Origin of the sequence: Streptomyces sp. NBC_00459, assembly GCF_036013955.1 — a bacterium.
In the GTDB taxonomy this organism is placed as follows: domain Bacteria; phylum Actinomycetota; class Actinomycetes; order Streptomycetales; family Streptomycetaceae; genus Streptomyces.
Map to the genome: position 1 here is coordinate 8,240,477 of NZ_CP107903.1, position 23,539 is coordinate 8,264,015.

Consider the following 23,539-nt stretch of genomic DNA (forward strand, 5'->3'; position numbering starts at 1 on the left):
ACTGCTCGGACGCGTTCAAACTTAAAAGTCTGACTTTTACGGGGCCAGGTGCCTGTGTGTCACCCTTTGGTGAATGTGGGACACGGACGGCGGGGACCGGACGGCAAGAGAAGGACATGGCGGACAGAACAACCCAAGACACCATCCAAGGCGGAGACGGCATCAGGACGTTTCCCTTCCCGGTCGATCTGAGCGTCCTGGGCGTGGGTATGCAGGTCGGCCCGATGTCACCCGACCGCACCTGGCACGAGGACGCCCCGCTGGAACGCTTCCACCGCATCGACTTCCACATCGTGATGCTGTTCGACGACGGCCCGGTCACCCACATGATCGACTTCGCCGAGTACGAGGCGGCGGCGGGCGACCTGCTGTGGATCCGCCCCGGTCAGGTCCATCGCTTCTCCCGCACCACCGCGTACCGCGGCACCGTCCTCACCATGCAACCCGGTTTCCTGCCCCGGACCACGGTCGAGGCGACCGGCCTCTACCACTACGACCTGCCCCCGCTGCTGCGCCCGGACGCGCCCCAACTCGCCGGTCTGCGGGCGGCCCTGGCCCAGCTGGGCCGCGAGTACGAGGACACGGCCACCCTCCCGATCGGCCTGCACACCTCCGTACTGCGCCACTCCCTCACCGCGTTCTTGCTGCGTCTGTCCCACCTCGCGACGAGCTCGGCCCAGGGGGCGGGAGGCCGGACCGACACCACGTTCACCCTGTTCAGGGACGCGGTGGAGAAGGGCTTCGCCACCAACCACAGCGTCAGCGTGTACGCCGACGCCCTCGGTTACTCCCGTCGCACCCTCGTCCGCGCGGTGCGCGCGGCGACCGGTGAGACGCCCAAGGGCTTCATCGACAAACGCGTGATCCTGGAGGCCAAGCGTCTGCTGGCGCACACCACCCTGCCGATCGGGCGCGTCGGTGCCGCTGTCGGTTTCCCGGACGCGGCGAACTTCTCCAAGTTCTTCCAGCTGCACACGGGGGCCGCGCCGGCGGCGTTCCGGGCGGAGCTGGCCCGATAGCGCCGGGAGGGGCGGGCCGACCGGCCCGCCCCTCCGTCATCGCCGTACAACACCCCTGTCAGTGACCGAAGTTGAACCAGTTCACGTTCACGAAGTCCTGCGCCTGCCCGCTGGTGAAGGTCAGATAGACGTCATGGGTGCCGGTGACGGAACTGATGTTCGCCGGAACCGTCCGCCAGCTCTGCCAGCCGCCCGTGTTGGCGATCGAGAAGCTGCCGATCGGTGTGCTCGTGCGGCTGTCGAGGCGTACCTCGACCAGTCCGCTCACGCCCGAGTTCGCGCCGCTCGCGACCCTGGCGACGAACTGGGTGGCAGCCGTGGAGCCGAAGTTGACGTTCTGGTAGAGCGCCCAGTCGCCGTTGGCGAGCGAGCCGATGTTCTGTCCACCGCCGGTGTCGGTGGTGGTCTCCGTGCTGGTGCCCGACTGGCTGTTGTACGACTCGGCCTGGACGGCGCTGTACGCGTCCCGGGTCCCGGTCGGCGGGGGCGTGGTGGTGCCGCCGCCGGTGGTCGACTGGAGCACCTGCACGTAGTCGACGACCATGGGGCGCCCGGAGACCGTGTTCGCGTCCGGTCCGCCGCCGAACGCCGCCGGGAAGGCGCCGCCCATCGCCACGTTCAGGATGATGAAGAAGCCGTGGTTCGTGGCGTTGGCCCAGGTCGTGGCGTCGACCTGGTTCGCGGTCACCGTGTGGTAGTTGGTGCCGTCGACGTAGAAGCGGATCGCCTCCGGGCTCACCGAGCGGTCCCACTCCATGCGGTAGGTGTGGAAACCGGCCTGACAGGTGGTGCCGGTGCAACTGGTGGTGGAGCCGATGCCGGTCGTCTCGTTGCAGGGACCGCCCGGGCTGGTGCCGCAGTGCAGTGTGCCCCAGATGGTGTTGAGGCCCTGGGTGTTCTCCATGATGTCGATCTCGCCGACGCTCGGCCAGTTCTGGTAGTTGCCGCGGTAGGGCGCCCCCAGCATCCAGAACGCGGGCCAGTAGCCGAGGGCGGACGCACCGGTGACGTTCGGCACCTGGAGGCGGGCCTGGACGGCCAGCTTGCCGCCGGCCGGGGGCTGGAAGTCGGTGCGGTTGGTCTCGATGCGGCCCGAGGTCCAGCCGCCGGCGGAGTTGCGCACCGGGGTGATCCGGAGGTTGCCGCTGCCGTCGAGCGAGACGTTGGTCGTGCTGTTCGTCATCGTCTCGATCTCACCGGTGCCCCAGTTGGCGGGGCCACCGGGATACGAGGTCCCGGTCGCGTACTGCCAGTTGGTGGTGTTGACGCCGGTCCCGGCGGTGCCGTTGAAGTCGTCGAGGAAGACCTGCGTCCAGCCGGTCGGCGGCGTCGGCGCGTCCGCCTGGGCCACGGTCACGGCGGCTGCCGCGAGGCTGAGGACGGCGCCGACGGCGACGAGTACGCGACGGAGGGGGCCGCGTCCGACGGGTGGGCCTGAAGCGGGCGAAGTGCCTGAAGTGTCCCTCATGGGTGCCTCTTCGGGTACGGGGTGGGGGTGCGGGGGCGCCTTCGAGAGAGGTTGAGAGCGCTCTCAAAGTGGGCCCAATGTGCTCCCGGTGGCTCCGGCCGTCAAGAGGTGAAACCCAGAATTTCCCTCCGTCGCAGGTGAGTTCACCCGATGAAGACATGAATGTGATAGCGCCGAACAGGCCCTAGAGGGCGCTGCCCGCCTTCCAGTCCGCCCAGTTCAGGTTCCAGCCGTTGAGGCCGTTGGCCGGGGCGACCGTCTCCTCGTCCGAGTTCTCGACGACGACCACGTCCCCGAGCATGGAGCTGTCGTAGAACTTGTAGCCCGGTACGGAGGTGTCGTTCGCGCCCTTCGTGTCGTGGAGTCCCACGCAGCCGTGGCTGGTGTTGCTGTTGCCGAACACCGAGGTCGAGGCCCAGTAGTTGCCGTGCACGAAGGTGCCGGAGGTGGTCAGGCGCTGGGCGTGCGGGACGTCGGAGATGTCGTACTCGTCGCCGAGCCCGACCGTCGAGGACTCCATCCGCGTCTGTTTGAACCGCTCGCTGATCACCATGATCCCGGACCAGGTGGTGTGCTCGGCGTCGCCGCCGGAGACGGGATAGGTGGCCGTGGCCCTGCCGTCCCGCCGTACGGTCATGGTCTTCGCGGCCAGGTCGACCGTGCTGATCTGCTCGCGGCCGATGTGGAAGGTGACGTCCTTGGACTGGGTGCCGTAGACCCCGTCCGCGCCCTCGACGTCCTTGAGCCGCAGACCGAGGGTGATCCTCGTGCCGGCGGCCCAGTAGGTCTCCGGCCGGAAGTCGAGCCGGGTGTCGCTGAACCAGTGTCCGACCACCTCGACGGCAGGCTCGGCGGTCACGGTGATCGCCTTCTGGACCGCGGCCCGGTCGGTGACCGCCTCCGTGAAGTTGATCGACACCGGCATACCGACGCCGGAGGTGGAATCGGCCTCCGGTGTGAAGTACCCGACGAAGGTGGCGGAGGGCGAGGCGGTGGTGAAGGTCGCGGTCTGTACGGCGCCCCCGGTGACCTGCGCCGACACCGTGTACTTCGTCCCGGAGTACGGGTTCTGGGTGGACGTCCACTTCGTACGGGTCTCGTCGAGGGTCCCGGCCAGCCCACCGCTGTCGCCCGTGACCGTGACGGAGGCGAGGGTGCCGTCGGTGACGGTGACCTCGACGGGGGAGGCGAAGCCGGCGTGCTGAGTGCCGTCGGCGGGGGTGACGGTGACGACGGCCTTCCTGGCGGCCTTCACGGTGGCGCTCGCGCTCGCCCTCGTCGTCGCCGAGGTGTCCGCGGAGCCGCTGCAACCGGTCAGTGCGGCGGCCGGCACGGCCCCGAGCGCGGCGAGGATCCCGCGCCGGGACCACGACGGCGACCGCTGCCGACCCCGCTCGCTCGGCTCGGACGGGTTCGGTATGTGCGGAACACCCACGGCACGCCTTTCTGAAGCGATCAGGAAGTGATCGATGATGCGCGTGCATCGTGCATCTTCTGTATGGGTTTGTTCTTTGAAACGGAGGCCCGTCGTCTGAGATTCCGGTAAGGACGCTCTGCGGTCGGGTATCGGTGAGCGGTGCGAGATGTCCGGGCCGGGCGCTCCGGGAGGTCCGGTGCGTTGTCGCCCGCAGGGCCGTCGTGCCCGGTCGCGCGGTTCCCCTCGCCCCTTGGGCCTTGGGCGCGCGCCCGCTCAGCGCCGCTCCGGCTGCCAGCCCAGAGCCCGCGAGATCCCCCGCGCCGCCAGCCGCACCGCGGGCACCAGTACCGGTACCTGGGCGTCCGCCTGGGGCACCACGACGGACACCGCGGCGATCACCGCACCGCCCGGACCGTGCACCGGGGCCGCCACCGACAGGGCGTCGTCGGTGACCTGACGGCTGCTCACCGCCACGCCCGTGCGCCGGACTTCGGCCAGCACACGGCGCAACCGGGCCGGGTCGGTGATCGTGTGCGGGGTGAAGGCGGTCAACGGGCCCTCGCAGTACTGCTGCTGGAGCATCGCGTCGCCGTGGGCGAGCAGGGCGAGGCCGACGCCCGTGGCGTGCAGCGGCCAGCGGGCACCGACCCTGATGTGCACCCCGACCGCCGAACGGCCCGACAGCCACTCGATGTAGACGACCTCGCCGCCGTCCCGTACCGCCAACTGCACGTTCTCGTGCGTCGCTTCGTACAGGTCCTCCAGATACGGCAGCGCGACCTGCCGCAGCGCCAGCCCGCGCGGGGCGAGCGCCGCTACCTCCCACAGCCGGAGCCCCACGTGGTAGACGCCGTCGTCGTCCCGCTCCAGGGCACCCCAGTGGGTGAGGGCGCCCACGAGGCGGTGCGTGGTGGTGAGGGTCAGCCCGGCCCGCCGGCTGATGTCCGTGAGGGACAGCGCCGGGTGCTCGTGGTCGAAGGCGCCGAGCACCGACAGCAGCCGGTCGGGCGCGGAACGGGCGGTCATGGGCGGGCAGCTCCCGGAGGGGTCGAGGCGTGCTTCCGCGCCAGGTCGTAGGGGCGCGGGTACTCCGTCGGCCGGTAGGTCGCGTAACGCGCCGGGGTCGCCGGATCCTCCTGCCGCGCACGGGAGTTGAGGACGGCTGCCGAGGTGTCCCAGCTGCCCGTGTCCAGGCGGTGCTCCAGGGTGTGCAGGGCGGCGACCGTCTCCACGGTGTTGAACGTGCAGTGTCCGGGGGCGTCGACGTAGGCCTGGCTCAGCAGCCTGCCGGAGCCGCCCTCGGTCGCCGCCCGCCGGTAGGCGCTCTCCGCCTGTACGGGGATCAGCGCGTCGCCGGTGGTGTGGATGTTCAGCTGGGGATCGGCGAGCCGGCCGGTGAACGAGCTGGTCCGGCTCATCCACGCCACGGCGGCGGGGTCGGCACTGATCCGGGGGGCCTTGTCCAGCGTTTTCAGGTCGTCGCGCAACGAGAGTCCCGCCTCCTTGTACAGCTCGGTCACCTCCTTGTACACCGAGGACCGGTGCAGCATCCGGGTGTAGTCGACGCCCGTGTTCCAGGACGGGTTGCCGCCGGCCCGGGATTCCGCCTCCTGGCGCCGGACGAACGCGGGGCTGAGGATCAGGCCGGTGACCGCCGCGTACTGGTTGGCCTGCTGGGTGTCCCAGTCGGTGGGGCCGGGGACGGGCTGTGTGGCGTCGCTGTATCCGGGGATGTTGTGCAGCGCGGCGGCGAGCGCGATACGGGCCCGGCCCTCCGGGGTCCGCTGGGCGTCGGTGACGGTCGTGGCGAGCGCGGTCGCGGCCGACCGGGCGTCGGCCTGGCCGGCGAATCCGGTGAGCCGGATGCCCGAGTCCGGGGCGAGGAGTGTTCGCAGGGCGAAGACGGGGTCGAGCGTGCTGTTCCAGTTGGCCACCCCGCCCTGAACCAGACCGCACATCGACAGCGAGCCGTCGAAGCGGTCGGCGTGTCGCTCGGCGAGGGCTGTCGTCACCAGGCCACCGTAGGACCGGCCCCAGGCGATCGTGCGCCGGGCCTCGCCGAACCGCCGGGTGAACGCGTCGAGCGTGGCCAGCTGGTCCGGCACGGCCTCGGTGACGGCCCATCCGCTGGACGCGTAGGACGACCCGATGAGCGCGTAGCCGGCGTCGACGAGCCGCTGCTGCACGTCCGGAGTCGGTGCGTTCTGGGCCGGGTTGGGGTCCCCGACGGTGCGGTAGCCGTGACTGAACAGCAGCACCGTCCCGTTCCAGTCGGCCGGCATGTCCATCAGGTAGGTCGCGCCGGAGGGGAGTCCGCCCTCCACGCGCTCGGCGGGTGCGGCGGCGGCCCGAGCGGACGGCGCGGGCGTGCAGAGGGTCGCGAGTGACGCCGTGGCGAGGAGGGCGAGGGCGCGGGAGTTCACGGGCGTATCCCTTCGGGGGCGGGGGTCTGCTGCGCGAGGGGGACGGAGGAGTCGAGCGTGTCGGTGTGCGTCTCGGGCATCCGCCACACGGTGACCGCGGTGATCAGCGCGCCGCCGCACAGCAGCAGCGACACGGGCGTACTGCCGCCGCCGTTCGAGGCGAGCAGGCTGGTCGCGATCAGCGGCGAGAACCCGGCGCCGACCAGGGTCGCCGCCTGGTAGCCGAGCGAGGCGCCGGTGTAGCGCACCCTGGTGCCGAACATCTCGGAGAACAGGGCGCCCAGCGGCCCGTACATCGTGGACTGGGCGATGCCGTGACCGAGGACGAGGGCGAGGATCAGCAGTCCGGGCGAGCCGGAGTCGACCAGCCACAGCACGGGGAAGGCGAGCACGGCCGAGAGGACGGCACCGGCGAGGACCACCGGGCGGCGGCCGACGCGGTCGGTGAGCGCGGAGGCGGTGGGCAGGACGACTAGCGCCACACAGGAGGCGATGGTCACGGCGGTCAGCACCTGTGGGCGGCTGTACCCGTTGCCGGTGGCGTAGGAGATCATGAAGCCGGTCAGCAGTGACTGCGCGGTGAAGGCGCCGATACCGACGCAGCAGGCGAGCAGGACGGGCTTCGGGCGGCGCAGCACCTCGAAGATCGGCGGCTTGGCGGAGGTCCGCCGCCCGCCCTCGGTGAACAGCGGGCTCTCGGCGACCCGCAGCCGGACGAACAGACCGACTCCGAGCAGTACGAAGCTGAGCAGGAACGGTATGCGCCAGCCCCAGGAGCGGAACTGGTCGTCGGGGAGCGTGGAGACGAGGGTGACCACTCCGGCGGAGAGCACGGAGCCGAGCGGGGCGCCGAGCTGGGTGGAGCTGGACCACAGGCCGCGTCGGGACCCCTGGGTGCGTTCGGCGTGCTCGACGACCATCAGGGTCGCGCCGCCCCACTCGCCGCCGATCGCGAGGCCCTGCACCACGCGCAGGGTGACCAGCAGGACCGGGGCCCAGACGCCGATCGCGTCGTACGTCGGCAGCAGCCCGATGAGGAAGCTGCCGCAGCCCATCAGGGTCATCGTCAGGAGCATCATCGACTTGCGGCCGAGCCGGTCGCCGAAGTGGCCGAAGACGATGCCGCCGAGCGGCCGGGCGACATAGCCCGCGGCGAAGGTGCCGAAGGCGGCGATGGTGCCGACGGCGGGGTCGGCCTGGGGGAAGAACAGCTCGCCGAAGACGAGGGCGGCGACCGTGCCGTACACGAGGAAGTCGTAGAACTCGACGGTGGTGCCGAGTAGTCCGGAGAGTGCGACTCGGCGCAACTCCCTTGTGTCCGGCGAGAGTTGGCGGGCGGCGCCGGAGGACGAGCGGGATGGCTGCACGGGGAGCTCCCTGATGCCGATGTCGTGGGGGACGTCACCGGCGAGGGGACCGACCGGTGCCCGGGTGAAGTTAGGCACCAATCGCGCGGCAGTCAAGAACTTGCCCAATGTTCAGTTGCGTCCGTCCTCCGTGATCCGCCGGAGCAGGGCGTGCAGGGTCTCCCTCTCGGCCGCGTCGAGCGGGTCCAGCAGCTCGTTGGTGACCCGCTGGCCGGCCTCGTCGGTGTCGCGGAGGAAGGCGCGGCCGTTGCCGGTCAGGGCGACGAGCCGGCTGCGGCGGTCGTCGGGGGAGGGCCGGCGTTCGGCGAAGCCGAGCTTCTCCAGGTCGTCGACCAGGCCGACGATCGCGGACGGGTCGTAGCCCAGCTGTGCGCTCAGCTCGCGCTGGAGAGTGCCCTCGGCGGTGCTCAGGAAGCGCAGTACCGCGTAGTGGCGCAGGCGCAGGCCCGACTCCTGGAGGAAGGTGTTGAAGAGCTGTCCCGAGCGCAGGCCGAGGCGGTAGAGCAGATAGCCGGTGTCCGCGTGCAGCCCGCGCATCCACGGCTCGTGCGCGTCGATCGATGCGGGGTTCTGGAGAGGCTGCTGTCGGGTGATGGCGGGCTCCCTGGTCGAGGCCCCGGGCGGGGCGGTGCTCGTGTCCTGATCGGTGTGCTGATCCGGGTACTGATTCCAGCATGACTCACACATGTGATGGCAACAACTATTGACGTCAACAATTATTGCTCTTAGCTTCGATCTCCAAGCAGTCGTCTTGAGCCGTTGTCTTGTGAAGGGACCCCCTCGTGCCCAGCATCGATCTGACCGGCAAGGTCGCCGTCGTCACCGGCAGCGGCCGAGGCCTCGGCCTCGCCTACGCGCACGCTCTCGCCGCCGCCGGCGCCTCCGTGGTCGTCAACGACATCGACGAGACCGTGGCCGAGCAGGCCGTGAAGTCCATCACCGCGGCCGGCGGCACCGCCGTGGCCGAGGTGGTCCCGGTCGGCACGACCGAGGCCGCCGAGCGGCTCGTGAACCGCGCGGTGGAGGAGTTCGGCCGGCTCGACATCCTGGTCACCAACGCGGGCATCCTGCGCGACAAGGTGCTGTGGAAGATGACCGACGACGACTTCGACGCGGTGATCACCACCCACCTCAAGGGCACCTTCACCTGCGCCCGCGCCGCCGCCGTACGCATGCGCGAGCAGGGCGAGGGCGGCACGCTGATCCTGGTCGGCTCCCCGGCCGGCCAGCGCGGCAACTTCGGCCAGACGAACTACGCCGCCGCCAAGGCCGGCATCGCCGCCTTCGCCCGCACCTGGTCGATGGAGCTGGGCCGCGCGAACATCACCGTCAACGCGATCGTGCCGGTGGCCGCCACCGCCATGACCGAGACGATCCCGGCCTTCGCCCCGTACGTCGAGGCGCTGAAGAACGGCGAGCCGTTCCCGGCCTTCCTGCGCAAGGGCGAGGGCTTCGGCACCCCCGAGGACTGCGCGGCCCTCGTCCCGTTCCTCGCCTCCGAGGCCGCCCGGGGCATCACCGGCCAGGCCATCGGCATCGGCGGCGACAAGGTGGCACTCTGGTCGCATCCGCAGGAGGTCAGGACGGCGTACGCGGACGGCGGCTGGACCCCCGAGACCCTGGCCGACACCTGGTCGACCTCGGTCGGCGCCGAGCTCCAGTCGGTGGGCATCCCCGCCCCCAAGTTCCCGGAGGCGTGACCATGGCGAACATCGACGTCGAGGAACTCGTCGCGATCGACGTCCACACCCACGCCGAGATCTCCTCCAAGGGCACCTCGTCCCTGGACGACGACCTCCACGACGCCTCGTCGGCCTACTTCAAGGTCGAGGGCAAGCGGAAGCCGACCCTGGAGGAGACCGCCGCGTACTACCGCGAGCGGAAGATGGCCGCCGTCATCTTCACGGTGGACGCCGAGTCAGCGACCGGCACCGCGCCCGTCCCCAACGAGGAGGTCGCCGAGGCCGCCGCGGCCAACCCGGACGTGCTGATCCCGTTCGCCTCCATCGACCCCTTCCGTGGCCGGGCGGGCGTCAAGCAGGCCCGCCGGCTGGTCGAGGAGTACGGGGTCAGGGGCTTCAAGTTCCACCCCAGCATCCAGGGCTTCTTCCCCAACGACCGCTCGGTGGCGTACGAGCTGTACGAGGTGATCGAGGAGACCGGCACGATCGCGCTCTTCCACACCGGCCAGACCGGCATCGGCGCCGGAGTGCCCGGCGGCGGCGGGATCAGGCTCAAGTACTCGAACCCGCTGCACGTGGACGACGTGTCCGCCGACTTCCCCGAGATGAAGATCATCCTGGCGCACCCGTCCTTCCCGTGGCAGGACGAGGCGCTCGCCGTCGCCACGCACAAGCCGGGTGTGCACATCGACCTGTCCGGCTGGTCACCGAAGTACTTCCCGCCGCAGCTGGTGCAGTACGCCAACACGCTGCTCAAGGACAAGGTCCTCTTCGGCTCGGACTACCCGGTGCTCACCCCCGACCGCTGGCTCGCCGACTTCGAGAAGCTCCCGATCAAGGACGAGGTCAGGCCGAAGATCCTCAAGGAGAACGCGGCCCGGCTGCTCGGGCTCACCAAGTCATAAGCCCTGTCCCATGTCTCGTAACTCGTAGAGGGGCGCAACGATGCGCAACGAGGGACTGGGGTCTTGGCCCGCCCGCCGGGCCCGCAAGACCCCCCAACGCACCGCCCTGATCCACGGCGACACCACGCTCACCTACGCACGGCTGTACGAGCGCACCACCCGGCTCGCACACGCCCTGCGCGACCGGGGAGTGCGCCGCGGCGACCGGATCGCCTATCTCGGCCCGAACCACCCCTCCTACCTGGAGACACTGTTCGCGGCGGGTACCCTCGGCGCGGTCTTCGTGCCGCTCAACACCCGCCTCGCCGGCCCGGAGATCGCCTACCAGCTCGCCGACTCCGGCACCAAGGCCCTCGTCTACGGCCCCTCGCACGCCGGTCTCGTCGCCGGGCTGCCCGGCAACACCGATGTGCGGACGTACGTCGAGGTCGGCGCCGAGTACGAGGAAGCGCTCGCCGGATCCTCCGCCGAGCCGATCGACGCGCCGGTCACCGCCGACGACACCTGCATCATCATGTACACCTCGGGCACGACGGGCCGCCCCAAGGGCGCCATGCTCACACACGGCAACCTCACCTGGAACTCCGTCAACGTGCTCGTCGACCAGGACGTCATCACCGACGAACGCGCCCTGGTCTCCGCCCCGTTGTTCCACACGGCCGGGCTGAACATGCTCACCCTGCCCGTGCTGCTCAAGGGCGGGCTGTGCGTCCTGGTCGAGTCCTTCGTCCCCGAGGAGACCTTCGACCTGATCGAACAGCACCGGATCACCTTCATGTTCGGCGTGCCGACCATGTTCGACCAGGTGGCCAGACACCCGCGCTGGGCCGACGCCGACCTGTCGTCGCTGCGGATGCTCTCCTGCGGCGGCTCACCGGTGCCGACCCCGCTCATCGCCAGGTTCCAGGAGCGCGGGCTCACCTTCCTCCAGGGCTACGGCATGACCGAGGCCTCGCCCGGCACCCTCTTCCTGGACGCCGAGCACGCGATCAGCAAGGCCGGTTCGGCGGGCGTACCGCACTTCTTCAGCGATGTACGGGTGGTACGGCCGGACCTGACTCTCGCCGAGGTCGGCGAGCCCGGCGAGATCGTGGTCCACGGTCCGCACGTCATGCCGGGGTACTGGGGCCTGCCCGAGGAGACGGCCGCCTCCTTCACGGACGGCTGGTTCCGCAGCGGGGACGCCGCCCGGATCGACGAGGACGGGTACGTCTTCGTCGTCGACCGCATCAAGGACATGATCATCTCGGGTGGGGAGAACATCTACCCCGCCGAGATCGAGGACCTCCTCCTGGCCCACCCCGACATCGTCGAGTGCGCGGTCATCGGCGTCGCCGACGAGAAGTGGGGCGAGGTGCCGCGGGCGGTCGTGGTGCCCCGCGAGGGCGCGGCCCTGGACGCGGACGAGGTGCTGGCCTCGCTGTCCGGGCGGATCGCCAAGTACAAGATCCCGAAGTCGGTGGTCGTCGCGGACGAACTCCCGCGCACCGCCTCCGGGAAGCTCCTCAAGGCCCGGGTGCGCAAGGCCTTCGGTACGGGTTCGTAGCCCGCTCCGGCACCCGCCTTCTGCCAGCTCGACTCCCAGTTAAGGAAAGCGATATGAGCATCACGGTCAACGGTATCGACGAACTCAAGAAGCTCGCCGGCAGCGACCTGGGCACCAGTGAGTGGATCGAGGTCACGCAGGAGCGCATCAACACCTTCGCCGACGCGACCGGCGATCACCAGTGGATCCACGTCGACCCGGAGAAGGCCGCCGAGGGCCCCTTCGGCGCCCCGATCGCCCACGGATATCTCACCCTCTCCCTCTTCATCCCGCTCTTCACCGAGCTCCTGGACGTCCAGGGCGTCACCACGAAGGTCAACTACGGCCTCAACAAGGTGCGTTTCCCCTCGCCCGTGAAGGTCGGCTCGAAGATCCGCCTGGTCGGCAGGCTGGCCGACGTCGAGGAGGTGCCGGGCGGGGTGCAGATCACCGTCGACGGCACGATCGAGATCGAGGGCGCCCCGAAGCCGGCGGCGGTGCTGCAGAGCCTGTCCCGCTTCTACGCCTGATCCCTCTGGTCCCTCTGATCTCCCTGATCTCCCTGATCCAGCGGATCCTCGCGTACGGGCACGAGGTCGAGAAGGCGTTCTGAGGCTTCCCGGGCGAGCGGTGTGAGCCGTTCGTGCACCGCCCGGAACGTCTTCTCGGCCTGTTCCGCCGGCCAGTCGCCCGGGAGATGCACGACCGGGAGGCGCGGGTCGCGGCGGATGATCCCCAGCCACTCGGCCTGCAGGACGAGGTGCAGGGAGAGGGAGTCGTCCGCCGCCGGCAGCTCGGTCCTCCAGGGCTGCCAGCGCCGGGCGAACGCCCCGTACCGCGCGGCCAGTTCGGACAGTTCCCAGCTCTCCTCGATCATCGCGCCGATGTCCATGCCCGCGTCGGCGTGCGCCCGGAACACCTTCACATGGGCGGACAGGCCGAGTTCGGCCACCAGGGCGGAGACGTCGACCTCGCCCGGCGCGATCCACAGGCCGTTGAACAGCGGGCCGAACCCGCTCCACGTCAACTGCGAACGCAGGTCGTGGCGTTGGCGCTGCCAGGACTCCGGGAGGGAGAAACCGAGCAGGGTCCAGGTGCCGTCCCAGTGCCGGTTGACCGCACCGGTGTGCCAGACGCGCCGCTCGCCGTCGGCCAGCACGGCGGCCGAGCGCCCGGTCAGCCCGAAGTACATCCGGCGGCCCTCGCGTTGGCGGCGCAGCAGACCGCGGCTCACCATCCGGGTCAGTGTCGAACGGGTCGCCTGCTCACCGACGCCCGCCCGCGCGAACACGTCGATGACACTGCCCGAGTACACACAGACGTCACGCCCGAGCACCTGGTCACCCAGGAACGTCAGCATCAGGGACTGCGGCCGCAGCGACTCCTCGGTGGTCACGCGGCCCACGGTACGCCCCGGGCGATCGGTCCGTCAGCCCGTGACCTGGCGGTACGAGTACACGGTGGTCGCCAGTGCGCAGATGCCCGGCTGGACGACCTGGGCGCGCAGGGTGCCGGTGTTCGTGTCGTAGTCGACGCCCTCCGCCTCGTACGCCGTCCCCGTGCAGGTGCTGCGCTGCGGGAGGGCGAACAGGCTCGTGACGTGGCCCGTGACCTGATTGCCGTCCACCGCGCGTTCCAGGTCGACCTGGAGCAGCGGGCGCACCTCCGGGAACAGGGTGCCCGAGTCGTCGTCCGAGGCGCACAGCAGCCGGGTCGCGGTGACGAAGTCGCAGCCCTGGATGTCCCGGACGGTCCTGTCCAGGGTGATCTGCCCGGCCTGCGCCAGCGCGCCGCCCGTGGCCGGGGTCGACGCGTTGAGGAGCGGGGCCGGGAACACCTGGAGACGGGACCGGTCGCCCCACTCGCCCGAGACCAGCCACTGGTTGTCGGGCGAGACGGTGGCGAAGGAGTTGTTCAGCTTCTCGCCGGAGTCGAGCTGGTGCACGTACTGGTACCGCTGCCCCGCCGGGGTGGTGACCGCGAACATCTTCGACGTGGCCGTGTCCGATCCCTGGTAGGCGTCGAACACGTACCCGTTCGCGATGTCCGGGTCACCGATGTGGTTCCAGCCGGCGATGCGCAGGTCCAGCGGGATCGAGGTGAGGCCGCGGTACAGGAGCGTGCCGTCCGCCCGGGAGGCCAGCCCCTGACCGCTGCCCAGGGAGTCGACCTGGGCCGATCCCGTCTCCGTCCACTGCGCGTCGGCGGCGGACGCTGACCCACCGCCGCCGAGCACCAGCGCCCCCGACAGGCCTAATAACGCGCTGAGGGACAGGAGTTGACGCTTCATCAGTCAGCCACCTACGACGTCGACGAACACCGGGTTGGAATAGAACCACGTATCGGCCCACGGGTCACCGTTTCCGGGCTCGTGAGTGATCGGCCCGTGCGGGTCGACCGAGGCGCCGAGGTACCCGGCGCCGTGCCGGTTGCCGTCGCTGCCGCGCAGCCGGACGTAGAACGACTCGTCGCCCGCGGTCAGCGGCACGCGCAGGGTGTACGTCCCCGTGCGGCCCGTCACGTCCTTCGACTTCACGACCTTCGTGTCCGGCGCCTTCCAGGTGTCCCGGTCGGCGACCGGGCCGCGTACCGCGCCCCGGATCACGTCGACGTGCGCCAACTCGGGCAGGATTCTCTGCGGGTTGAGGCGGGAGGCGGTGGTCACGGTGATGTTCAGCGTCAGCTTCTCGCCCCTGCGGACCCGGAGCCGGCCGCCCAGCGTGACACCCCGGCCGAAGTCGCAGTCACGCGTCAGCCGTACGTCGAGCCCGTCCAGCAGATGGCCGTGGTCCAGCCAGACCCGGCCCGCGCGCATGCCCGCCATCACCGCGCGGTAGCCGTAGCCCGTGACGCCCACGTGGGTGCGGCTGAACTGGCCGGGCCAGAAGTCGCTGCCGGGCTGCGGCGTGTCGGTGTTCACCGGGTCGGGCAGCTTTCCGGTGTTGTCGAAGTTCTGCCCGGCCGGCCAGTCGCCGTTCTTCCAGGTGTCGAAGACGATCCGGTGCGCGTCGGAGTTCGTGGTGATCGAGAACAGGCTGCCTTCGGCCAGCATCGAGTCCCACAGACCGCCGACCGTCGCGGTCGCCCAGTCGAAGCCGCCGTACGTCAGATACCCGTCCGCCGGATAGCCCTGCCAGGACTGTGCCGTGGGCTTGTTCTCGTACTCGCCGCGGACCGAGGTGGCCCCGCGCCAGCCGGGGATGGCCGCACCCTGGGCACCGGGCGCGCCCTCCATGCCGATCATGATCTCGGGAGCCGCGTCACGCCAGTTGCGCATCTCGTGCGGGGAGTCGATGCCCAGGCGCATCGGGTGGTTGGCGAGGACCAGCACGTCGTCGACGTAACCGGTACGGCGCTGCTCGGCCAGCCACTTGATCGCCTTGACGGCGTGCGCCTCGTTGCGGGCGGTGTCCGCGCCGCCGGCCGAGCCGTCCGTGTAGCCGAGGAGCTTGCCGTCGTAGGCGCTCTCGAACTTGGTGAGCAGGTCGACCTCGCGCTGGCCGGGCGGCGAGAAGACCGTGCAGTGCTCGGCGCCCGGGATGTACCACTCCAGGCCCTGGAAGATCAGCTGGCGCGGGTTCTCCTTCCGCGCCTTGAGGATCTCGGCGTGCTCCAACGGGGCCCCGTACTGGGCGTGCCCGAAGTTGGAGTGCTCGGTGAACACCATCCAGTCGAGGCCGAACTTCTCGCCCGCCGAGGCCAGTTGGGAGAACGTGTACTTGGCGTCATGGCTGTACACGGTGTGGATGTGATGGTCGCCGACGAGGTAGGCGAGGCGCGGGTCGCTGCCGCCGAGCCGGTGCGGACCGGCTGCCGCCGCGGCGGGTGTCGCCAGCGATCCGGCGGCGAAGGCGGCGCCGAACATGCCCGCCCGGTGCAGGAGTTGACGCCGGGAGACGCCCTGAGCGTCGAGACCGGCGGGGGAGACGGCGGGGTCGGCCCAGGCAGGCAGCTGTTGCTCTGTCATGGTCTGTGGGTTCCCTCGGGAGCTGGTGGGATCTGGAGAACTGTGGATTCCAGGAGGCTTGGCGGAGCCCGACGGTGTGCGTCAGTGGTTCATGAACGAGGTGACGGGCAGCGCCCGTTCGACGATGCGTACGTCGCCGAGGCGGGCGTGCAGGATCTGGTCGATCTTCCCGGCGTACTCGTAGCCGCCGAGCAGCCACGGCAGCCCGACCGAGGTGATGCCGGTCGAGGTCGCCGTCGGGTTGCGGACGACCGGGCAGCCCTGGACGTACAGGGTGGTGTGCCTGCCGTCGTTGACGACCGCGAGGTGCCACCAGGTCTCCAGCGGGGTTTCCTGACCCCAGTTGGTGGCGATGCCCTGCTGGTTGAGGGGCCGCATGGCCCACTGCGGCTCACGGTCGTTGGAGAGGGACAGCGTGGCCAGCGGCTCGTCCGGGTCGTCGCCCGTCTTGCCCGCGGCGCCGCCCGTACCGGTTCGGCTGACCACTCCGGCCCAGGCATGGTGCGAGGGGTCCCAGTCGGCGGGCAGCCGGTAGAACGCCTCGATGGTGTAACCGGCCTTGAACGTGGCCGAGTTGAGGGGCGCGCCGTCGACCGTGCGCAGATAGGCGCCCTTGAGGGGTGACTTGAAGCCGTTGAAGTCCAGGCTGCCGTGGCCCGGCTGGTCCGGGTGGTGGTCGCTCGACCAGTTCAGCGTGGCGCCCCCGACCGATATCAGCGCCAGGTCGTTGCCCCGGCCGGACCGGTCACGGACCGTGCCCCTGAGGGCGGCCCCGTCCGTCTGTCCGTCGAAGCGCCAGTACGCCACCGTGCCCGGGATCACCATCTTGGAGGCCGGGCGGGCGGGGCGTGCGGGCACCGGGGCGAAGCCGGCGAAACGCTCCGAGAAGTCGATGTCGACGGAGAACCGGTCGGCCTCGCCGCTGAGTTCGATCTCCTGCCGCTCCAGCTCGTTGAGCCCCTTCGCGGCCCGGCCCAGGATCCACGGGGAGACCGTCTCCACGTCGATGGTGTTCCGGTCGAGGTCGAAACGGTAGAGGCGGATCATCGCCGCGCCGCCGAAGTACCGGTTCTGATAGTTCGTCAGATGCAGCTCGACCTCATGTCCCGCCGCGTTCTTGCGCGTCGCGCGGCCGGCGGGCCAGTAGTGCCCGTTGAGGGTGAGGAAGATCTGGTCGTGGTCGGCGATCAGCCGGTCCCACAGCTGCTGCCCGTAGTCGGACAGGGAGTCGTCCTCGACGACCAGCTCGTGCGTCGTGAGGATCACCGGCAGGGTCGGGTGCTTCGCCAGGACGTCCTTCGCCCACGCGTACCCCTTGTCCGACAGCCGCCAGTCCAGCGCGAGGACCAGCCACTGCCGCCCGGCCGCCTTGAACACATGGAAGGTGTTGTAGCCGTCGGCCGAGGCCCCGCCGAAGGTCTTCTTCCCCTTGAACCGCTCCGGCCCGAACACGTCGAGGTACGGGGAGGCGCCCCGCTGGTCGGTGGTGGAGGACTTCACGTCGTGGTTGCCCGCGAGGACGCTGTAGCCGACGCCCCGCCGGTCCAGCAGCCGGAACGCCTCGCCGATCGCGGCGACCTCCGGTGCGGCGCCGTTCTGGGTGAGGTCGCCCAGATGGGACAGGAACACGATGTTCTCGTCCCGCCCGTGCTCCAGCAGATACCGCAGGGACGCCTCGACGGGCGCCTTGTCGATGCTCGGCCCGTCGAAGAGGTACTGGGTGTCGGGCATCACGGCGAGCGTGAACCGGCGGCTCTCGGTGTCGGGCCGCCACGACGAACGCGTCTGGTCGGTCATGGCTTCAGCGGCGGTCGGCAGGGCGACGGACGTGGTGGCCGCCGCCCCGATCAGCGCGGTCGCCCGCAGGAAGGTACGCCGCCCGGCGCCCGCCTGGGGTGCTTCGAGGGCAGGCTCGTGCCCGGACTCGTGCGAGGTGCACACAACTGGCTCCGTAAGAGGTTCTGTGAGGTGCGAGGAGGTGTGTGGGGGGCTACAGGGTGCGAAGAGTCCAGGCCCAGCGGTGGGTGCCCGGCTGCAGGAGATAGGAGGGGAAGGTGTCGGGGCCGCACGACGCCGTGCCGAGCCCCCGGTGTGCCGCGTCGATGTGGACCACGCAGCCGGACCGTGGCGTCAGCTGGTCGTGGTGTGTGGCGGCGGCCAGATCCTCGGCGCGGAACCGGGTCACGGAGACCTGGCGCGGCCGGTCCAGCACGACCGAGAGACCGGTGGAGTCCGGTGCCGACAGCCTGAACCGTCGTACACCGTGCCGTCCGCCGCTCTCCTGCGGTCGCAGATAGGGGGTGAACAGGGAGTCCACGGGGGCCGAGTGATGCCCGACGGGCGCTCCGGCGGCGCGGTCCGGATAGGACTCCCAGGGGCCCTGCCCGAACCACTCCAGCAGGTCGAGCCCGGACACCGTCTCGAACACGGAACCGACCCGGGCCACATCGGCGTAGGCGTCCGGCAGTTCGACGTTCTCCTCGACGCGGATGCCGCCCTGGACCGGGGTGAACACCTGCTCGTGGCGGATGACGCCCTCGTTCGCCGCGTACTCGGCGAGCACGGTCACGCGCCCGCCGTCGCGTCGCACGTCGACGGCCTTGCGCACGAGGGTGTCCAGACCCCAGTCCTGCCAGCGGGCCGCCATGCCGCCCAGCTCGTCGTTGTCGGTCGGCGCCCGCCACAGGGACAGCACGGGCGCGGACGTCAGCAGCGGATGGACCAGCAGCCCGTCCGCGTCGACCTTGACGCGCGGTCCCGCGACGACGGTCTCCGACACCTCGGGCGCGGCCCGCAGCAACAGCTGGGGCGTGCACATCTCGGTACCGCGCGGCGCCCACGGCTCGTCACCGGCCGTCGTCACCCGCAGGGTCAGCCAGGCCTCGCCGCCGTCCACCGGCAGCTCGATGGGCAGCGGCACGGCAGCCGTCTCGCCGGGGCGCAGATCCGGCAGTTCGGCGGGCGCGGTCAGCGTACGGCCGTCCGCGAGCGCCAGTTCCCAGGTGGCCGTGAGCCAGTCCAGGCCCCGGAACGACTGGTGGTTGGCGACGACGAGCCCCTCGTGCCGGAAGGCCTCCAGGCGCACCGGAGCCGCGATCTCCCGGTGTTCGTACATGACGGGCTTGGGCGTGCGGTCGGGGAAGACGACACCGTCGGCGATGAAGGCGCCGTCGTGGGGCGTCTCGCCGAAGTCGCCGCCGTACGCCCAGCGCAGGCCGGGAGCGGCGACACCGTTGTCATAGAGCCCGGCGCCCGAGCGTCCGAGAGGTCTGCCGCTGTTCACGCACTGAAGGATTCCGTGGTCCCAGAACTCCCAGATGAACCCGCCCTGAAGTCCCGGCGTTGACTCGATGGCGGCCCAGTGGTCCGCGAGTGTGCCGTTGCTGTTTCCCATGGCGTGCGAGTACTCGCACTGGATGAGCGGCTTGGTCTGCGTGCCGGACAGGGCGTGCGCGACACAGTCCTCCAGCGGCGCGTACATCGGACAGGCGATGTCGGAGGCGACCGCCGGATCGGCCCAGCCGAGCTTGGCCGCGCCCTCGTACTGGAGCGGCCGGGTCGGATCGTGCCGGCGCAGCCAGCCCGCCGCCGCGTCGTGGTTGGCACCGTAGTCGGACTCGTTGCCCAGCGACCAGATGATGATCGAGGGGTGGTTCTTGTCCCGCAGGACCATCCGCGAGACCCGGTCCACGAAGGCGTTCAGATAGCGCGGGTCGTCCGCGATCTCGTGGGCGTGGTCGTGCGACTCGATGTCCGCCTCGTCGACCACATAGAAACCGAGCTCGTCCGCGAGGTCGTACAGCGTCGGGTCGTTCGGGTAGTGCGCGGTGCGGATCGCGTTGAACCCGAACCGCTTCAGCAGCGCGAGATCGGCGCGCATGTCGTCGTACGACACGGTCCGCCCGGTCAGCGGATGGAAGTCGTGCCGGTTGACGCCCCTGATGTAGATCCGCTCGCCGTTGACCAGCAGGTCCCGGCCGGCGATCTCGACGTCCCGGAAACCGATGCGCCGATGCGAGGTGTCGGCGACCGTTCCGTCGGCGCGGTGCAGCCGGACGGTCAGGCCGTACAGCTCGGGCGTCTCGGCGGTCCAGGTGCGTATGTCGGGCACCTGGGCGGACAGCCGGGGCTCGCCGAGAAAGTCGGAGACCCGGTCGTCCTGGGCGTTGAGGCGGTCGAACTCAAGGTCCTGGAAGAGGAGTTGACCATCGATCTCGCCCGTGACGTACCACCCCTCCGGCAGCGCGCCGCCCGCGTCCCGCACCCGGCAGTCGACCCGCAGCTCACCGGAGGCCGGCGCCCGTACGGTGATGTCCGCGAGGTACAGCGGGTCGGTCGCGTACAGCAGCACCGACCGTGTGATGCCGCCGTGCCACCACTGGTCCTGGTCCTCGATGTGGGTGGCGTCGGACCACTTGACGACGGTGAGCCGTACGGTCGCCGAGCGGCCCGGCAGCACGACGTCGGAGAGGTCGAACTCGGCCGCCAGATGGGAGTCCTTGGAGATGCCGACCGGCCGCCCGTCGACATGCACGAGGAGCACGCTCTCGGCGGCGCCCACCTGGAGCACGATCCGTCGGCCCGCCCACTCGGCCGGAACGTCGAACTCACGCTCGTACACGCCCGTCGGGTTGTCCGAGGGGGACGCGGGCGGGAAGTCGGGCCACGGCATCCGGACGTTGGTGTACCAGGGCAGGTCGTCGGTGTCCTGGAGGGTCCAGGCGCCGGGGACCCGGGCCGAGGACCAGGCGTCCGCGACCTCGGCCGTCGGTGTCGGGAGCAGTTGGAAACGCCAGTCGCCGTCCAGCGAGAGCGCCTGGGCCCGCCGGTCGACGGCGTTCATGGGCAGCCGCCCCCACGAAGTCACTTCGGGTGACTCCCAGGGGCGCAGGGCGAGCAGGGGATCGTCGGTCATGACCATTCCGAAGTCGGTGGCGGGAGGGGAGACGTGGTGGGCCGGGGCAGGACGTGGCCCGACAGGCCCCAGGCGGGGTCGGCCGGGATGCCGAGGCGGTCCAGGACGGTGGGGGCGATGTCGATGAGGCGGGGTGTGTCCAGCCGGGTGCCGCCGGGTGTTCCGGGCTCGGCGAGGACGACGAAGACCTCGCGCTCGGCATGCGTGTCGCCTCCGTGGCCGCCGGTGTCGAGATGGCCGTGGTCCGTGGTGACCAGCACCGTCCAGTGCTCGTCCGCACGGGCGGGGTGGGAGCGCCGGGCGGCGATGGCGTGCAGCAGCCGCCCGAGGTGGGCGTCCTGGGCGAGGAGGGCCCGATCGTAGGCGGGGCTCAGGGGGCCCGTGGCGTGGCCGGCCTCGTCGGTGGCGCCGAAGTACACGAACACGACGTCCGGGTCGTCCTCGGTGAGCCAGCGTACGGCGGTGTCGGCGACGAGACGGTCCGCGCCCTCGTAGCCGTCGGATTCACCGTCGTACCGCGCGCGCTCGCCGATGCCGGGCCCCAGGGTGCCGCGGTCGACCAGTTCGGGCCAGGACACCGCCGCCGCCGTGCGCAGACCGGGCCGGGCAGCGGCCGCGCGGCTGAGGAAGTCGGGGTGGCGGGTGTAGTCGGCGCCGGTGAAGTCGTTGCCGGTCACTCCGTGCCGGTCGGGCCACACCCCGGTCAGCACGCTCGACCAGCCGGGGCCGGAGTCGGTGTAGGCCATGCTGGTGGACGGCCCGTCCTCGGCCTGGCCGTCCACCTCGCCGTAGGGCAGCAGGCTGCTGCCGTGGGAGCCCGCGGCCATCAGGCTGTGCAGCACGGGTGCCGTGGACGGCGGGCGAAGCGGGACGGGGGTGCCCCCGTCCGCCGCCCGGGGGAGGGGCAGCCGGTCGAAGCGCACCCCGTCCATACCCACCACGAGCACCTTGCCGCGTCCCGGCCGTCCGCCGCCGTCCACCATCGCGCACCCTTCTCGTGTCTCTCGTGAGCGGTTCAGCTGCCCTGTACCGCGCCTTCGGTGGCGCCGGCGATGAACCCGCGCGCGAAGATCGCGAAGACCACGACCAGCGGGACGGACGCCATGAGCACACCGGCCATGACCATGCTGTAGTCGGTGCTGTGGCCGACGTTGAGCTGGGCCAGCTCCACCTGGAGCGTGACGTGTGCGGGGTCGGTGAGCACGATGAGGGGCCAGACGTAGTCGTTCCAGGCGCCGACGAAGGCGTAGATGGCGAGGAAGGACATCGCGGGCTTGATCATCGGCAGCGCGACGTTCCAGTACTGACGGAAGAACCCGGCGCCGTCGATGCGCGCCGCGTCGAGCAGTTCGTCGGGCACACCGTTCTCGATGTACTGGCGCAGCCAGAAGATGCCGAAGGCGTTGGAGAGGGCGGGCCAGACCAGCGCCTTGAGCATGCCGACCCAGCCGAGCTCGGACATCAGGATGAACTGCGGCAGGACGGCCAGCTGGAGCGGCAGCATCATGAACACCAGCAGCGTGCCGAAGAGCACCTTGCGCCCGGGGAAATCGAACTTGGCGAAGGCGAAGGCCGCCAGGGAGTCGACGAACAGCACCAGGACCGTGGTGACGCACGCGACGACGACCGTGTTGAGCATCGACCCGAAGAAGTCGATGGTGTCGAGCACACCCCGGATGTTCTCCAGCAGATGGGAGCCGAAGGTCAGCTTCGGTGGGCTCTTGTAGATGTCGCGCGTGGTGTTGGTCGCCATCACGATCGTCCACACGAACGGGAAGACCGAGACCAGGACGGCCAGGACGAGGAAGAGGTGGGCGGACAGGCCCTTGGGGCGGCGTGGCCGCTTCGCGCCCGTGGCCGGCCGCGGTGTGGCGGCTGTCGTCATGACTTCCTCCCTCGTTGCACGATGCGCCAGTTGATGACGACGAGCACGATGATCAGTACGAAGAAGGCCCACACGATGGCCGCGCCGTAGCCGTAGTCGTTGTCGAGGAAGGCCGACTGGTAGAAGTACAGCAGCGTGGTCAGACCCGCCTGGCCCGGGCCGCCGAGGTTCTGGTTGGCGGCGTTGCTGGCGAAGAGGACCTGGGGTTCGCTGAAGCTCTGCAGACCGTTGATGGTCGAGATGACGACGGTGAACAGGATGATCGGCCGCATGATCGGGATGGTGATCTGGAAGAACGTGCGGATGGGGCCCGCGCCGTCCATCTTCGCCGCCTCGTAGACCGACTGCGGGATGGCCTGGAGACCGGCCAGGTAGATGATCATGTTGTAGCCGGTCCACATCCAGGTCATCAGCAGTGCGATGACCACCTTGATCAGCCATGGGTTGCTCAGCCATGGGACAGGTGAGATGCCGACCATGCCCAGGATCGCGTTGACCAGGCCGAAGTCGTTGCTGAACACCGCGCCGAAGAAGATCGCCACGGCGACGATCGACGTGACGTTCGGCACGTAGAGGGCGATGCGGTAGAAGCCCTTGAAGCGGCGCACCGAATGCAGCACGGTCGCCAGGACCAGGGCGCCGAAGAGCGTGGGCACGGTGGACAGGACCCAGATCGCCAGGGTGTTGCGGATCGACAGCCAGAAGACCGGGTCGCTCCAGAGGAACTCGAACTGCTGGAGGCCCACGAACTGCTTGGTGCCCAGACCGTCGTAGCGCTGGAAGGCCAGATACAGCGAATAGAAGACGGGGACGAACGAGAAGGCGATGAAGATCAGGTAGAAGGGCGAGATCGCAAGGTACTGCCGCCAGTACGACAGCACTGAGCGACGTCCGGGCCGCGCGACGCCCGCGGGCGGGGTGCGTCGCGGGCGGAAGCGGGCCGGGCCGGGCCCGCCACGGTGCTTC

19 protein-coding genes are annotated in these 23,539 nt (G+C 70.1%); 5 read left to right on the plus strand and 14 right to left on the minus strand.

Annotated elements, in window-relative coordinates:
• Nucleotides 1-116: 116 nt before the first annotated feature.
• Nucleotides 117-1,019 (plus strand): helix-turn-helix domain-containing protein, encoded by a 903-nt coding sequence (locus OHN74_RS36315; protein ID WP_327698801.1) that lies wholly within the window; start codon nucleotides 117-119, stop codon nucleotides 1,017-1,019.
• Nucleotides 1,020-1,077: 58 nt separating this feature from the next.
• Here OHN74_RS36315 and OHN74_RS36320 read toward each other — a convergent pair whose 3' ends face one another.
• The 6 genes from OHN74_RS36320 to OHN74_RS36345 form a co-directional block, all read right to left on the minus strand.
• Complete coding sequence (locus OHN74_RS36320) at nucleotides 1,078-2,487, minus strand: glycoside hydrolase family 16 protein (RefSeq protein ID WP_327698803.1); 1,410 nt, start codon at nucleotides 2,485-2,487, stop codon at nucleotides 1,078-1,080.
• Nucleotides 2,488-2,671: 184 nt separating this feature from the next.
• The gene (locus tag OHN74_RS36325; RefSeq protein WP_327698804.1) at nucleotides 2,672-3,922 is read right to left on the minus strand and encodes a L,D-transpeptidase; all 1,251 of its coding nucleotides are present in this window, start codon (nucleotides 3,920-3,922) and stop codon (nucleotides 2,672-2,674) included.
• 255 nt (nucleotides 3,923-4,177) lie between these two features.
• Complete coding sequence (locus OHN74_RS36330; RefSeq protein ID WP_327698805.1) at nucleotides 4,178-4,930, minus strand: IclR family transcriptional regulator; 753 nt, start codon at nucleotides 4,928-4,930, stop codon at nucleotides 4,178-4,180.
• Nucleotides 4,927-6,327, minus strand: a complete 1,401-nt coding sequence (locus OHN74_RS36335) for an alpha/beta hydrolase family protein (RefSeq protein ID WP_327698806.1) — start codon at nucleotides 6,325-6,327, stop codon at nucleotides 4,927-4,929. Before OHN74_RS36335 ends, OHN74_RS36330 begins: the two co-directional genes overlap by 4 nt.
• Nucleotides 6,324-7,694, minus strand: coding sequence for an MFS transporter (locus tag OHN74_RS36340; RefSeq protein ID WP_327698807.1), 1,371 nt, complete (start codon nucleotides 7,692-7,694; stop codon nucleotides 6,324-6,326). Before OHN74_RS36340 ends, OHN74_RS36335 begins: the two co-directional genes overlap by 4 nt.
• Nucleotides 7,695-7,805: 111 nt before the next feature.
• A complete protein-coding gene (locus OHN74_RS36345) occupies nucleotides 7,806-8,231 on the minus strand; it encodes a MarR family winged helix-turn-helix transcriptional regulator (protein WP_327698808.1) in 426 nt (141 codons plus the stop codon).
• Nucleotides 8,232-8,476: 245 nt separating this feature from the next.
• Here OHN74_RS36345 and OHN74_RS36350 point away from each other — a divergent pair, with 245 nt between their 5' ends.
• The 4 genes from OHN74_RS36350 to OHN74_RS36365 are packed head-to-tail and all read left to right on the plus strand — an operon-like array spanning nucleotide 8,477 to nucleotide 12,336.
• Nucleotides 8,477-9,394: an SDR family NAD(P)-dependent oxidoreductase gene (locus tag OHN74_RS36350; protein ID WP_327698809.1), complete on the plus strand. Its 918-nt coding sequence runs from the start codon at nucleotides 8,477-8,479 to the stop codon at nucleotides 9,392-9,394.
• A gap of 2 nt (nucleotides 9,395-9,396) precedes the next feature.
• On the plus strand, nucleotides 9,397-10,281 hold the full coding sequence (locus OHN74_RS36355) for an amidohydrolase family protein (protein ID WP_327698810.1): 885 nt from the start codon (nucleotides 9,397-9,399) through the stop codon (nucleotides 10,279-10,281).
• A 40-nt stretch (nucleotides 10,282-10,321) separates the two neighbouring features.
• Nucleotides 10,322-11,827 carry an acyl-CoA synthetase gene (locus OHN74_RS36360; protein WP_327698811.1) on the plus strand — a complete coding sequence of 502 codons (1,506 nt, stop codon included), beginning with the start codon at nucleotides 10,322-10,324 and terminating at the stop codon, nucleotides 11,825-11,827.
• Between the two features lie 53 nt (nucleotides 11,828-11,880).
• Entirely contained in the window at nucleotides 11,881-12,336 is a 456-nt protein-coding gene (locus OHN74_RS36365) for a MaoC family dehydratase (RefSeq protein ID WP_327698812.1), read from the plus strand.
• Here OHN74_RS36365 and OHN74_RS36370 read toward each other — a convergent pair.
• The 8 genes from OHN74_RS36370 to OHN74_RS36405 form a co-directional block, all read right to left on the minus strand.
• Nucleotides 12,327-13,202, minus strand: a complete 876-nt coding sequence (locus OHN74_RS36370; protein WP_327698813.1) for a PaaX family transcriptional regulator — start codon at nucleotides 13,200-13,202, stop codon at nucleotides 12,327-12,329. The two genes, OHN74_RS36365 and OHN74_RS36370, sit on opposite strands and share 10 nt — an antisense overlap.
• Nucleotides 13,203-13,235: 33 nt before the next feature.
• Nucleotides 13,236-14,096, minus strand: a complete 861-nt coding sequence (locus OHN74_RS36375) for a hypothetical protein (RefSeq protein ID WP_327698814.1) — start codon at nucleotides 14,094-14,096, stop codon at nucleotides 13,236-13,238.
• Between the two features lie 3 nt (nucleotides 14,097-14,099).
• Nucleotides 14,100-15,773, minus strand: coding sequence for a PHP domain-containing protein (locus tag OHN74_RS36380; RefSeq protein ID WP_327698815.1), 1,674 nt, complete (start codon nucleotides 15,771-15,773; stop codon nucleotides 14,100-14,102).
• 81 nt (nucleotides 15,774-15,854) lie between these two features.
• Nucleotides 15,855-17,714 carry a LamG-like jellyroll fold domain-containing protein gene (locus OHN74_RS36385; protein WP_327698816.1) on the minus strand — a complete coding sequence of 620 codons (1,860 nt, stop codon included), beginning with the start codon at nucleotides 17,712-17,714 and terminating at the stop codon, nucleotides 15,855-15,857.
• A 49-nt stretch (nucleotides 17,715-17,763) separates the two neighbouring features.
• Nucleotides 17,764-20,688: a glycoside hydrolase family 2 TIM barrel-domain containing protein gene (locus OHN74_RS36390; RefSeq protein WP_327698817.1), complete on the minus strand. Its 2,925-nt coding sequence runs from the start codon at nucleotides 20,686-20,688 to the stop codon at nucleotides 17,764-17,766.
• Nucleotides 20,685-21,671 (minus strand): alkaline phosphatase family protein, encoded by a 987-nt coding sequence (locus tag OHN74_RS36395; protein ID WP_327698818.1) that lies wholly within the window; start codon nucleotides 21,669-21,671, stop codon nucleotides 20,685-20,687. The genes OHN74_RS36390 and OHN74_RS36395 overlap by 4 nt, the downstream gene beginning before the upstream one ends.
• A gap of 32 nt (nucleotides 21,672-21,703) precedes the next feature.
• Nucleotides 21,704-22,573: a carbohydrate ABC transporter permease gene (locus OHN74_RS36400; RefSeq protein WP_327698819.1), complete on the minus strand. Its 870-nt coding sequence runs from the start codon at nucleotides 22,571-22,573 to the stop codon at nucleotides 21,704-21,706.
• The gene (locus OHN74_RS36405; RefSeq protein ID WP_327700392.1) at nucleotides 22,570-23,454 is read right to left on the minus strand and encodes a carbohydrate ABC transporter permease; all 885 of its coding nucleotides are present in this window, start codon (nucleotides 23,452-23,454) and stop codon (nucleotides 22,570-22,572) included. Before OHN74_RS36405 ends, OHN74_RS36400 begins: the two co-directional genes overlap by 4 nt.
• Between the last annotated feature and the right edge of the window lie 85 nt (nucleotides 23,455-23,539).